This window comes from Amycolatopsis thailandensis, assembly GCF_002234405.1.
GTDB classification, from domain to species: Bacteria; Actinomycetota; Actinomycetes; order Mycobacteriales; family Pseudonocardiaceae; genus Amycolatopsis; species Amycolatopsis thailandensis.
In genome coordinates, this window is the sequence record NZ_NMQT01000106.1 from 26,508 (window position 1) to 38,643 (window position 12,136).

At 68.3% G+C, this 12,136-nt stretch carries 11 protein-coding genes; 1 reads left to right on the forward strand and 10 read right to left on the reverse strand.

The genetic code is table 11. The features are described 5' to 3' along the window. Window positions 1–2: 2 nt before the first annotated feature. The 10 genes from CFP71_RS29620 to CFP71_RS29665 all read right to left on the reverse strand — a co-directional run bounded on the left by CFP71_RS29620 (window position 3) and on the right by CFP71_RS29665 (window position 10,909). A complete protein-coding gene (locus CFP71_RS29620; RefSeq protein WP_093937252.1) occupies window positions 3–1,277 on the reverse strand; it encodes a DUF4910 domain-containing protein in 1,275 nt (424 codons plus the stop codon). After that, a complete protein-coding gene (locus CFP71_RS29625) occupies window positions 1,277–2,299 on the reverse strand; it encodes an NAD-dependent epimerase/dehydratase family protein (RefSeq protein WP_093937253.1) in 1,023 nt (340 codons plus the stop codon). The genes CFP71_RS29620 and CFP71_RS29625 overlap by 1 nt, the downstream gene beginning before the upstream one ends. A gap of 5 nt (window positions 2,300–2,304) precedes the next feature. Further along, window positions 2,305–2,958 carry a PIG-L deacetylase family protein gene (locus CFP71_RS29630; RefSeq protein ID WP_093937264.1) on the reverse strand — a complete coding sequence of 218 codons (654 nt, stop codon included), beginning with the start codon at window positions 2,956–2,958 and terminating at the stop codon, window positions 2,305–2,307. Next, the gene (locus CFP71_RS29635; protein ID WP_093937254.1) at window positions 2,955–3,752 is read right to left on the reverse strand and encodes a sugar phosphate nucleotidyltransferase; all 798 of its coding nucleotides are present in this window, start codon (window positions 3,750–3,752) and stop codon (window positions 2,955–2,957) included. Before CFP71_RS29635 ends, CFP71_RS29630 begins: the two co-directional genes overlap by 4 nt. Beyond that, window positions 3,749–4,984, reverse strand: a complete 1,236-nt coding sequence (locus CFP71_RS29640) for a class I SAM-dependent methyltransferase (RefSeq protein ID WP_093937255.1) — start codon at window positions 4,982–4,984, stop codon at window positions 3,749–3,751. Before CFP71_RS29640 ends, CFP71_RS29635 begins: the two co-directional genes overlap by 4 nt. A 224-nt stretch (window positions 4,985–5,208) precedes the next feature. After that, window positions 5,209–7,134, reverse strand: coding sequence for a S8 family serine peptidase (locus tag CFP71_RS29645; protein ID WP_093937256.1), 1,926 nt, complete (start codon window positions 7,132–7,134; stop codon window positions 5,209–5,211). A 139-nt stretch (window positions 7,135–7,273) separates the two neighbouring features. After that, complete coding sequence (locus tag CFP71_RS29650; protein WP_093937257.1) at window positions 7,274–7,750, reverse strand: acyl-CoA thioesterase; 477 nt, start codon at window positions 7,748–7,750, stop codon at window positions 7,274–7,276. Between the two features lie 48 nt (window positions 7,751–7,798). Further along, a complete protein-coding gene (locus tag CFP71_RS29655) occupies window positions 7,799–8,986 on the reverse strand; it encodes a BtrH N-terminal domain-containing protein (RefSeq protein ID WP_093937258.1) in 1,188 nt (395 codons plus the stop codon). A gap of 42 nt (window positions 8,987–9,028) precedes the next feature. After that, window positions 9,029–9,901: an LLM class F420-dependent oxidoreductase gene (locus tag CFP71_RS29660; RefSeq protein ID WP_093937259.1), complete on the reverse strand. Its 873-nt coding sequence runs from the start codon at window positions 9,899–9,901 to the stop codon at window positions 9,029–9,031. Window positions 9,902–9,940: 39 nt separating this feature from the next. Further along, window positions 9,941–10,909 (reverse strand): YncE family protein, encoded by a 969-nt coding sequence (locus tag CFP71_RS29665; protein WP_093937260.1) that lies wholly within the window; start codon window positions 10,907–10,909, stop codon window positions 9,941–9,943. Between the two features lie 133 nt (window positions 10,910–11,042). On the opposite strand from CFP71_RS29665, the gene htpX reads away from it, so the two are divergent. Then, a complete protein-coding gene (htpX, locus tag CFP71_RS29670) occupies window positions 11,043–11,912 on the forward strand; it encodes a zinc metalloprotease HtpX (RefSeq protein ID WP_093937261.1) in 870 nt (289 codons plus the stop codon). Window positions 11,913–12,136: the final 224 nt, after the last annotated feature.

Consider the following 12,136-nt stretch of genomic DNA (forward strand, 5'->3'; position numbering starts at 1 on the left):
CTTCAATCCTTGAGCAATCCGGCGTCGTGCAGCGCCTGAGCGGCCGCGACGACGGAATCGAACGGCAGCCCGGACCGCTCGGCGACGTCGAGCAGGCTGTGCTCGCCGTCGGAGAGGTTGAGCACCCAGAGCATCGCCATCTGGGCTTGTTTGGCGTCGCTTCGGCCGCCGAGCGAGTCGTACAGCCCGCGCTTGCCGAGTTGCGGCTCGCCGTAGGGACTGAGGTTGACGTAGCTGCGGTTGCGGTCGAGGACGGCGTACGTGTCCTTCAGGGTCTGAAGGGTTTCCTCCATGGCCTCGGTGGAGACGAAATCGAGGTTGTCGGCCGAGGTGTGGTACTCGGGATAGCCCGCGTATGGCGTCCTCGTCAGCGATCCGACACCCAGGTTGAAGCCGGGGGAGCAGAACTGACGCTCGTCGTAGCCGTACGGCGAGAAGTCGACGATCTCGTGCGCGCGATCGGCCAGGACGTAGGAGAGCACGCGGTCGATCTCGGCGTCGCCCCGCCGGCTTCGCTTGTACGTCAACGATCCCGGGTCACCGGCACAGGCCAGCACGAGCCCCGCCTTGATCCGGCCGACGCGCTCGGTGTTGCGCGCGAGCCAGGTGATGGCGCCGATCGTGCCCGGCATGAACAGGAACCGGTACGTGTAGTGGGGCTTCACCAGCGTCTGCGCGAAAGCGGCGGCGATCGCGATCCCGGCGACGTTGTCGTTCGCCAGCGACGGATGGCACGTGTGGCAGGAGACGATCACTTCGTCGGTGACCTCGCCCGGCACGACGTGCTCGGCGTAGGTGAGGCTCCCGTCGGCCAGCGTGGAATCGATGCAGACCTCGTACTCGCCGTCCGGCATCGCGTCGAGGGTTTCCTGCGCCAGGCAGAAACCCCAGGTCGGCGAGTAGTAGCTGGTCCGGTACGGCACCCAGGACGGCCGGTCGGGCAGGGTGTGCAGGTGGTCGCGCAGCTCGGAGAGCGGCATCTTCCGCGACACCGGGACGCTGTAGCCGACGACGTGCAGGTTCGACTCACCGAAGTCGACCACGCGCCTGCCGGAGGCGTCCTTGATGTACGCGTCGCGGATGTTCCATTCCTGCGGCACCGTCCAGTCCAGTACTCCGGTGCCGGTGGGGACCTCGTGGACCTGGAGCGGGATGTGCTCGTCGACGATCTCCAGCGTGCGGCGGACGCCGTCGCCGGTGATGCTGCGGCACAACGGGTACAAGCGCTCGACCAGCTTTCGCAGGTCGGCGCTCGTCTCGAGGTCCCGGTGCGACATCAGCGTCGCCGCAGAGTGTCGTCGAGCTCGCCGGCGGCGGTGCGGTCCTGCAGGCGCGCCAGCCGGGTGAACAGGCGCTGGAAGCCGTGCTCGGTGAGGCCGTGGGTCTTGTAGGCGTCGATCAAATCGAGCGCGCCATCCTTGACCGACCAGTCGCAGTCGAAACCGGGGATCGCCGCGCGGAACCGGGAGAAGTCGACCCGGTAGGACCGCGGGTCCGCGCCCGCCTCGCCGGTGATCCGCAGCGTGGAGCCGGGAACGGCCTCGACGACCTCTTCGGCGATCTCGGCGACGGTCACGTTGTTGCGTTCGGTGCCGATGTTGAACGCCTTGCCGTGCACGGCTTCCTTGGGCGCCACCAGCGCCGCCGCGAAGGCCCGCGCGATGTCCTTGGCGTGCACCAGCGGCCGCCACGGCGTGCCGTCGGAGAGCACCAGCACCTCACCGGAGAGGAACGCGTGCGCGGTCAGGTTGTTGAGCACGATGTCGCCGCGCAGCCGCGGCGAGAAGCCGAACGCGGTCGCGTTGCGCATGTACACCGGGCTGAAGTCGCCGTCGGCGAGCTCCTGGACGTCGTCCTCCACCCGCACCTTCGACTCGGCGTACGGCGTCACCGGGCGCAGCGGCGCGTCCTCGTCGACCAGGCCGTCGCCGCCCGAGGCGCCGTAGACCGAGCACGTCGAGGCGTAGAGATACCGCTTGACCCCGGCGTCCTTCGCCAGCTTGGCGAGCTTCACCGAAGCGTGGTGGTTGATGTCGTAGGTCAGCTCCGGCGCCAGCGAACCGAGCGGGTCGTTGGACAGCGCGCCGAGGTGGATCACGGCGTCCACCCCGGCCACATGCTCGGCCGTGACGTCACGAAGGTCGACCTCGAAGCCTTCGGGGTCTTCGGGCTTGGGGCCCAGCACGCAGGTGTCGTAAAGACCGGAGTCGAGGCCGATCACCTCGTGGCCTTCGGCGGCCAGCACCGGGGCCATCACCGTGCCCAGGTACCCCTTGTGCCCGGTCAGCAGCACACGCATGACTTTCAGCCTTTCGCAGTGAGGTCGAGCGTCAGTTTCTTGAGGTCGAAGGCCTCGGCATAACGCTGCCCGCATTCGATGCCGCGAATGCGGGCGAGGCCGAGGAAGGCTTCCCGGTCGTACCAAGGCCGGTGCCGCTGAGAGGCGTAATGCTCCTGGAGCAGGCGGACCTTCTCCTCGGCGAGCTCCGCCGTCAGCGGGACGTACGCGGTGGGTTTGCCGAGGTCGCCGTCCCATTTGGCGATCTCGTACTCCAGCTGGAGATGGGTGCGGAACACCGTCGGCACCAGCGTCGCCAGGCCGCGGTGGTCCTGATGCGCGTCGGCCGTGCGCGGGGAGAGGACGAGGTCCGGGTCCGTGCGGCGGCGCAGCTCCTCCAGCCCGTTCTTGGCCTCTTCCCAATGCGAGGGGAACCGGCCGTCGGGCAGTTTGAGCACGGTGACCTCGACGTCGGCGCCCGGGCAGAAGGCCGCGAGCGCGGCGCGCTCCTCGGTCTCCCGCTCGGTGCCGCCGCCGGACAGGACGAGCGCGTCGACCCGCACGCCGGGGTTTCCGGCGCAGAGCGTCAGCAGTGTGCCGCCCGCCCCGATGGCGATGTCGTCACAATGCGCGCCGAGCGCGACGATCCGCTCGATCCGGCCGGTGCCGAGTCCGATCACGCCGTGACCACCGGCGAGGGTTCGCGTTCCCACCGCGCCCAGGGGCGGTCTCCGTGCGCGTACGCGTCGTCCAGCTGGACGCGTTCCTTGACGGTGTCGGTCGGCTTCCAGAACCCGCGGTACGGGTACGCGAGCAGCTTGCCCCGCTTGGCGAGCTCGCCGCAGCCGTCGGCCACCAGGTCGCCGCCCTCGGGGATGTGGTCGAAGACCTCCTGGCGCAGCACGAAGTACCCGCCGTTCTCCCACAGCGGCATCTCGCTGACCGGGGTCAGCGCGCCGATCCGGCCGTCCTCGTTCATCTCGACGCAGTGGAACGACGACTGCGGTGGCACGACCATCATCGACGCGCCGGCGTCGGTGGCCTCGAACCGCTCGATCATTTCCGGGAGCGGTGCGTCGGTGAGGACGTCGGCGTAGTTGGCGAGGAACATCTCGTCGCCTTCGAGATACGGGCGCACCCGGCGCAGCCGCTCGCCGATGGCCGATTCGAGGCCGGTCTGCACGAAGGAGATCGACCAGTCCGCGATGTCGGTCGACAGCAGTTCCGCCTTGCCGTTCCGCAGGACGAAATCGTTGGAGACGGTCTCCTGGTAATTGAGGAAGAACTCCTTGATGTGGTGCGCGCCGTAACCGAGGCAGAGAATGAACTCGGTGTGGCCGAAATGCGCGTAGTACCGCATCACGTGCCAGATCAGGGGTCTGGGGCCGACCATGGCCATCGGCTTCGGCACGTCGGACGCGTCACCGTTGCGCATCCGCATGCCGTAGCCGCCGCAGAAGAGGACTACCTTCACGACTTCACCTCGACGATTTCCAGGTGCGGGATGGGGAAGACCAGTTTCCCGCCCCATTCGTCCACAAAGGACAACTGGGCGGTCAGTTCCTTCCGGAGGTTCCACGGAAGGACGAGCACGTAATCGGGCCGGTCCGCTTCGATGCGCTCCGGCGGGAGGATCGGGATCCGGGTGCCGGGGGTGAACCGGCCGTGCTTGTACGGGTTGCGGTCGACGGTGTAGCGCAGCACGTCCGGGCGGATACCGCAGTGGTTCAGCAGCGTGTTGCCCTTGCCCGGGGCGCCGTAGCCGACGACGGTCTTGCCTTCGAGCGCCGCGTCGGTGAGGAACTTGTTCAGCTCGAGCCGGACCTTGGTGACCCGCTCGGAGAACTCGGTGTAGCCGGACATTTCGTGCAGTCCGGCCGCCTTCTCGGCGTCGAGGACCTGCGTCATCCGCTCGCTCGGCTCGCCGGCGACGGCGTCCGGGCGCGCCCACAGCCGGATGGACCCGCCGTGGGTGGGCAGCAGTTCGACGTCCACAACGGACAATCCGCCGCGCGAAAGGGCCCGGCGCGCGGATTCCACCGTGTAGTACTGGAAGTGCTCGTGATAGATCGTGTCGTACTGGTTCTCCTGGATCAGCGTCAGCAGGTGCTGGACCTCGATGCTGACCCAGCCGTCATCGGCGACCAGGGCGCGGAGCCCGTGCGTGAAACCGATGATGTCCGGAATGTGTGCGTAAACGTTGTTCGCCACGACGAGATCGGCGGGACCGTGCTCCTCGCGGACGTCGCGCCCGCTTTCGGGGCCCAGGAAGGCGGTCTTCGTCGGCACCCCGGCGTCACGCGCGGCTTGGCCCACGTTCACCGAAGGTTCCACGCCGAGACAGCGGATCTGCTGCGCGACAACGTGTTTGAGCAGATAGCCGTCGTTGCTGGCGACCTCGACGACGAACGAGGACTCGTCGAGCCCGAGTCGTTCGACGGCGCCGTCCACGAACGTTTTGGCGTGGTCGACCCAAGAGGCGGAATACGACGAGAAATACGCGTATTCGGTGAAAGTCTCTTCCGGGGTGATCAGCGGCGGGATCTGGGCGAGCCAGCATTCGGTGCAGACTTGCAGGTGCAGAGGATAGGTCGGCTCCGGTTCCGCCAGCCCGGCCGCGGTCAGGAATCGTTCGCACGGCGGCGTCGCCCCGAGGTCGACGACGCTGGCGAGATGGGCCGATCCGCAGAGTCGGCAGGTGGTCATCGAGAGGCTCCTTGGCTCGCGTCACGTATCCCAGACGTCGGCACCCCGGGTCGCCTCGTTACATGCCTTTCGGAGGTCTCACGCTTCCGTCTCACAACCGAAACCTGACGTCTCGGCCATCGGCGCAGATGTCTCCGCCATCCGGGCGCGGGCAATGTCGGAACCCGGCCGGATCGCGTTTAGCCCGCTAAACGCGATCCGGCCGCGTGGCGCCCCTCACATCGTCAAGAAACCACCAGGGCGTAGTCCGCGTCGGTCGCCGACGTTTCCGGATGTCCGTCGGCGTTGACCTGCGTCGCCACGACCTCCACCGTCCAAGTCCCGGCGGCGGGCTTTTCGAGGATGACGTTCTCCACCGTGTCGATGGTGTTCGGCGAGCCGCCCGCGGTCGAGAAGTTGCCCGCGTTCAGCCCGTTGTTGCCGTAGTAGACGGTCCCGTTCGGAGCGGTCACCTTCAGTGTCAGGTCGTTGACCCTGGCGACCGACGCGCTCGGCGAACCGGCCGGATCGGTGTAGGCCAGCGTCGCCTTGAACTGCTTGGTCCCGTTCACCGCGACCGTGTACTTCTTGGACTGCCCGGTGCCCAGCAGGTCGGTCTCGTTGACCAGCACCGGCAGCTTCCACCCGTTCGCTTTGGCCTGTTCGTGCAGGTAGCGCACGTTCGCGGTGCCCCAGCCCTGATGCGTGCGGGTCATGTCGTGCGAGGTGCCGCTGAACGCGAACTGGTCGGCCCCGTTGACCAGCAGCGCCTTCGCGGTCGCGGCGTGCGGGCGGCTCGTGAAGACGTCACGCCCCTTGCCGGGACCGCCGTCGAACACGCCGTCGGCCCACATCTGGAACAGCAGACCGGCGTTTCCGCAGGTGATGGGGGTCGCGCCACTCGTGCCGCCGAACGACGTCGTGTACGAGGTGTCACTGCCGGACGACGTGGTGTCGATCTTGTCGTAGTAGTTCGACAGCTCCGGTTTGATCCGGCCGTCGGCGGCCGGGCCGATGCTGGCGCCGCGGTTCCACTTGTCGTCGGTGCGGTTCAGCGTGTTGTAGTGGTACTGCCCGCCGACCGAGAGCACGTTCTTCGACCACGCCTGCGGCCGCGACTGCTGGGTCCCCGCGTTGCTCTGCGACTGGCAGATCAGCAGGTCGAGGTCGAAGACGATCTTGTCGAGCTCGGCCGAGACGGAGTTGTACGCCGTCGTCAGCCCGCCGCCCCAGCTGTTGCTCTGGAAGACCGCGCGGTACTTGCCGTTCGCGTCGACCAATTCCTTGGTGTGCGCGTAGCGGTCCGGTTTGTTGTAGGTCGCGAAGATGCCCTGGCCCTCGGGCAGCAGGCCGCGCTGCGGCGAGCTCACCCCGGAAGCGAAGATCTGCCCGTACGTCGAGGTGCCGTGACTGGTGTCGGTCGAGTTCGAGCCGTGCAGCACGGTCGGCCGCGCCTTGAACTCCTGGTGCGTGGCGCGCAGGCCGCCGTCCATCACCTCGCCGCGCACGCCCTGGCCGCGATAGCCGCCGGCGCTCTCGATGTAGTTCGCGCCCCCGCTCTCCCTGGCGTTGGCCATGTCGGTCCCGGGCGCGGTGATCGCGCCGACCGCGAGCACCTCGGCGCCCTGGGCCACGGTCGCGACCTGGCCGGCGCCGAGGGTGGCGACGATGTGCTGACCGCTCTGCGAAATCGCCTCGATGCCGCCGCCGAGCCGCAGGATCCGCTCGGCCACCGCGCGCTGGTCCCTCGCGTCCGGCTCGATCAGTGTCACCAGATAACTGCCCGTCCCGGCCACCGAGATTTCCGTCTTGTCGTCCGGGCGGTATTCGCCGAGCCAGCGGACGAAATTCAATTTCGCGATCGATTCGCGGTTTTCCGGCTGAAGGCGGACCACGTAGGCGAAATCGGGAATGTAGGTGCCGATTCGCACGCCGAGCGCGCGCAATCGCCCGCGCTGCGCGTCGGTCAGCGTGCCCCGGACCTGGAGCAGGTACGAGCCCTTCCAGTCCTGGCTCGCGGCGGTCCGCTGGGTGAGCGGATCGAAGGTTCTGCTGGCCAGGCGGATGAACTGAGGGTCTTCGGGGGCGGGAGCGGCGGCGGCCACCCCGCTGGTCAGGAGTAGCGCGCCGACCAAGGGCGCGAGAAAGCGGACAGACTTCGGCCGTGGCATGAAATACCTCCGGGGAGCTCAGCAGGGGAAGAGAGCTCTCACGAAGGTACCGGCCGAAAAGCGTGATGATCAGCCGCTGAACGGCCCAGCGGTTTTCCGGTGATGCGGGAAATGGAGCATAAACGGTTAAAAACTCGGTTCAGGAGATTTCGTCGACCGTCCCGGTGAACCGGGTCAGCCGCTCGCGTTCCTCTTCGTCGAGGCGTCGCGTGCCGCCGTCGGGCAAGGTGCACGCGACCCAGATGGTGCGGCAGCGCGCGTAGACGGCCTTTTCGTCGCGCAGCCTGCTGTTCACCACGACGTCGCAGGTCCCGATCCGGCCGACCACGGTCTCCACCTCGACGGGGTTGTCGCGGAAGGTCAGCCGCCGCACGTAGCTGACGTTGTGCTTCGCGATCAGATAGGTCGGCCCCTTCGCCTGGAAGACGCGTTCACGCCGAGGGTCGAGCATCGCGACCTGGGCTTCCTGGAAGTAGTCCAGCAGCCGCACGTTCCCGACGTGACCGAGATAGTCCAGGTCGGTGACACGCAGGCGATGACGGTAGAGGTGGATCTCGGAAGCGGGACTCGCACTGGTCGTCCCCAGCGGATGGGCGTGCACGAAGTGGATCTTCAACGATCACGCGGTGTTCCGGCCGCGCGGCGCAACGGACACCGGCCCGGTTCACTCCATCAGGGTTTCGGAGAGCTCCCGGATCGCGGCCGTCTCGGCGATGTGGATGTCCCGGATCATCGTGCCCATCGAGGCGAACAGATCGCGGGCCTCGACGTCGGTGAACGGCGTTTCGTCGTCGTAGTGCGCGCGCAGTTTCCACATCTCCGCACCGGCCTCCGCGGCCGCGTCCTGCCCCGCGTCGCCCTCGCGGACGCCCGCCGAAACCGCGCTGACCAGCCCGCGCACCCAGCCGAACTCCGCGACCGAGGGCGGAACGGCGGCCTCGGCCAGTTCGGCCCAGCGTTCGGCGATCCCACGCCACGTCGAGGCCTGCTCGGCCAGTTCCGGGACGTCGAGCAGGGCGGAGGCCTCGGTGAGCGCGTCGGCGAACAGCCCGCGCAGGTGCCCGCCCTCCATCCCGGCCGGGGTGACGTTCTCCCAGACGTTGAACAGCGCCCCGACGAGCCCGCGCCGTTCGGCGAACGCGCGCGGCCAGCCCTTCGGGTCGCGGTCGTCGGTCATCGCCTTCGCCCAGCGTCCCCAGGCGGGCAGCGAGAACGACTTCGACGGCGCCGAGAGGTTCCGCGCGCAGTCCGTCAGCCCGGCGCGCACGGCCGCCTTCCAGTCCGGGACCTCACCGGGCGTGATCGTCGCGAGCAGGTTCTTGTACGAGCCGACCCGGCCGCGGGCGGCGTCGAACGTCTTCCGGTCGACCGTCAGGGGCGCGAGGTTCCGGTCGTCGACGAGCACGCGGCCGTCCTCTTCGCCGTACGCGACGACGAAGTGGCCACCACCGCCGGACATCTCCGGCGGCAGGTGCCAGTAGCCGAGGGACTCGCGGTCGGGCAGGACGAGCACCGGCCGCCCCGCTTCGAGGCCGGTGGTGAGCCGTTTCGCGGCGGCGCGTTTGCCGCCGGTGGTGTGGATGTCGGCGCCGAGCCCGAGTCGGTCCACTGTGGACTTCAGCCATTCCCGCGGATACTGCCAGCGCGCGCGGAAACCGAACACGATCGTCGACGTCGACTCGTGCGCGAAGTCCCACAGGATGTAGCCCGCCCCGATGCCGCCGGACACGGCGAACACCAGCGCCTCACTCGGCGCCTTCCCGTCCGGTCCCTCGACACCGTGGTACGCCAGTACGGCGGCCACGGCCGAGGTGTCCGGTTGCAGTCCGCCGCGCAATACGTACTCGCTCACCCCGCCATCATGCCCGCGGACGGCGAGGTGGGCGAGCGCCCGTCAGAGCTTTTCCGCGACCGGGATGACTTTCTCGCCGATCTTCTCGACGAGGTCGAGATCGGGGAGCCCGGGAATGGACCCGATCGCCACATCGACACCGAGTTCGGCGAGCTTGCCGAGCGCGTCGTTCAGTTCGCCGGTCTTCTCGCCCTTCGGCCCGATGTCGAAGGTGTGATAGACAGTCTTGGTGATCTCGGCGTAGTCGCGACCCTCGTTCTCGCAGTGCTGCTTGAGCACGTCGAGTTTGCGCTCGAGGTCCGGTCCGTTGAAGAGATTGCACATGTCGCCGTATTTCGCGACGAACCGCAGCGTCTTCTTTTCACCGCTGCCCCCGATCATGATCGGCGGATGCGGCTTCGACAGTGCCTGCGGCACGTTCATCAGCCTTTCGGCCTGATAGTGCTTGCCCTGGAAGGGGCCGTCGTCGTCACTCCACATCTGCCTGAGGTAGCGCAGCGTTTCTTCCAGCCGCTCGAAGCGCTCGGCGGTGGACGGGAACGGGAAGCCGAGCCCGCGCGATTCCTCTTCGTTCCAGCCCGCGCCGATACCGAGAATGGCGCGGCCGCCGGAAAGGACGTCGAGCGTCGTGACGGCCTTCGCCAGCAGGCCGGGCTCGCGATAGTGGACACCGGTGACGACGGTGAGCAGTTTCGCGCGTTCGGTGTGCGCGGCGAGGAAACCGAGTGCCGTGTAGGCCTCGATCATGTCGTTCTCGGGCGGGCCGACGACCGAGATCTGGAAGAAGTGGTCCATCAGGGCGACGGAGTCGAAGCCTGCTTCGTCGGCCTTCCTGGCGACGGCCGCCAGATCGGCGCCCAGCGCGCTCGCACCCTTCGGCCACGTGAGGTCCGGGATCTGCAAACCGAGTTTCATGCCATCGACGGTATACCCGGAGTTACTCCACGTGAGAACTCAGAAATCTCTGATCAAGGAAACCCTGCCGCGCAAGGGATCCGTCACGTACACCGTTCTGGTGCGCTGGTCGATCGCGACCGCGCCGGGGTTCACGCCGAGTGACAGGTCGCCGGTGAGCAGGCTCGTGACACCGTCGATCCTGGCGACCCCGTTGGGACCTCCGTTGGCGTAGACGGTGTTCGATCCTTCGTGGACCGCGACCGCCGACGATTCCGACCGCAGCAGCACGGTCGCCTTTTCCCTGCGCGCGCCTCCGTCCACAACGGACAGATGATGGATCGCCGAATTCGCGACGAACACCGTCCCGGACGGACGGTGCACGGCGACCCCGGTCGGTGACCGGCCGACCGGGATACCGGCGGCGAACTTCCCGGCGCCGATGTCGTAGACCTCCAGTGAGTCCGTGTCCGGGCTGGTGCAGTACGCCAGCTTGCGCCCGCTGTCGACGGCCGTCGACGCCAGCGATCGCGTGGGGCCGGGGAGCAGGTTCAGCAGGCGGCAGCCGACGCCGTCGACGACGGCGAGTGTCCCGGTGAGATCGCTGACCGCGTAGGCGCGGTTCGCCTGCTCGTCGACGTCGACATCGGACGCGCCCGGACCGGCGGGCACCACGCTGACGACCTCGTTGACCAGCCCGTCGATGACGAGGACGGTCCCGCCCGGCGGGTTGGTGACGTAGACCCGGTTGGTCACGGTGTCCACGGCCAGCCCGGCGGGCTCACCGCCGACCGGGATCACGTCACCGACCGTGCCGCTCCGCGAGTCGATGACGACGACCGTGCCGGTGGCGGGATCCGAGACGTAGGCGAAACCGGTGACGGAATTCACCGCGACCGCCTCCGGGGCGCCCCCGACCTCGACGACGAGCACCTTCTCGGCTCTGGCCGCCGGCGCGAAGGCGACCGCGGAAGCACCGGCCGCGGCCAGCGTGAGCAGGGCTCGGCGGCTCAGTTCGGGTCCTCGCACGGGCGCCTCCCCATGATCGTTCCGGGGTTCGACGATAACTCGTGATCCGGGCAGGCGAAGGAACTTCGCGTCCCCCGATCGCGTTGTTTCCGATGAGTAACCCCAACCCGGAGAAAGAAAGGAGCAGGCCGCCGTGCACAAACACCAGAACGGGCTGAAGACCGTCGTCCTGCTCGGCGTGCTGTCCGCGCTCATCGTCGGGATCAGCGGGTTCTTCGGGCGGGGCGCGCTGGTCATCGGCCTGGTGGTGGCGCTCGGCGTCAACGCGTACGCCTATTTCAACTCCGACAAGCTGGCGCTGCGGGCCATGCGCGCCCGGCCGGTTTCCGAGGCCGAGCAGCCGGCGATGTACCGGATCGTGCGCGAACTGGCGACAACGGCACGTCAGCCGATGCCGAGGCTCTACATCAGCCCCACGCAGGCCCCGAACGCCTTCGCCACCGGCCGCAGCCCCCGGCACGCGGCGGTGTGCTGCACCACCGGCATCCTCGACCTGCTCGACGAGCGCGAGCTGCGGGCGGTGCTCGGGCACGAACTGTCCCATGTCTACAACCGCGACATCCTCATCTCGTGCGTCGCGGGCGCGCTGGCGAGCGTGATCAGCGTGATCGCCAACATCGCGATGTTCGCGAGCGTCTTCGGCGGCAACGACCGCGAGGACGGCGACAGCCCGCTGGTCGCGCTGCTCCTGGTGCTGATCGGGCCGATCGCGGCCGCCGTCGTGAAGCTCGGGGTGAGCCGGTCGCGGGAGTACCAGGCGGACGCGTCGGGCGCGGAACTCACCGGCGACCCGCTCGGCCTGGCGTCGGCGCTGCGGAAGCTCGACCAGGGGACGCGCGCGGCCCCGCTCGTCCCTGAGCCGAAGCTCGTCTCGCAGTCGCACCTGATGATCGCGAACCCATTCCGTCCGGGCGAAGGCCTCACCAAGCTCTTCTCGACCCACCCGCCCATGGCCGAACGCATCCGGCGCCTGGAAGAAATGGCCCGCCACCCCCGCATTTAGTCCTCTGGATGCGGTCCTTGCGCGCGCAAGGACCGCATCCAGAGGACTAAATGCAGGGGTATCTCACCTCGTGGGAGGGGGAATCGAGGGCCGGACCCGCGGGTTCCCCGGGCATGGCTTCCGCCCAGCCGTTGCACCTCGGGGTCGCGCTCGCCGCGTCCGGCCCGCATCCCGCCGCCTGGCCGCTGCCCCACGTCCGCCCCGCCGCCTCGTTCACCGCCCCC

Coding starts and splice junctions, on each gene's coding strand:
- CFP71_RS29620 (WP_093937252.1), bottom strand. CDS start 1,277: ATGTCGCACCGGGACCTCGAGACGAGCGCCGACCTGCGAAAGCTGGTC.
- CFP71_RS29625 (WP_093937253.1), bottom strand. CDS start 2,299: ATGCGTGTGCTGCTGACCGGGCACAAGGGGTACCTGGGCACGGTGATG.
- CFP71_RS29640 (WP_093937255.1), bottom strand. CDS start 4,984: ATGACCACCTGCCGACTCTGCGGATCGGCCCATCTCGCCAGCGTCGTC.
- CFP71_RS29645 (WP_093937256.1), bottom strand. CDS start 7,134: ATGCCACGGCCGAAGTCTGTCCGCTTTCTCGCGCCCTTGGTCGGCGCG.
- CFP71_RS29660 (WP_093937259.1), bottom strand. CDS start 9,901: ATGAAACTCGGTTTGCAGATCCCGGACCTCACGTGGCCGAAGGGTGCG.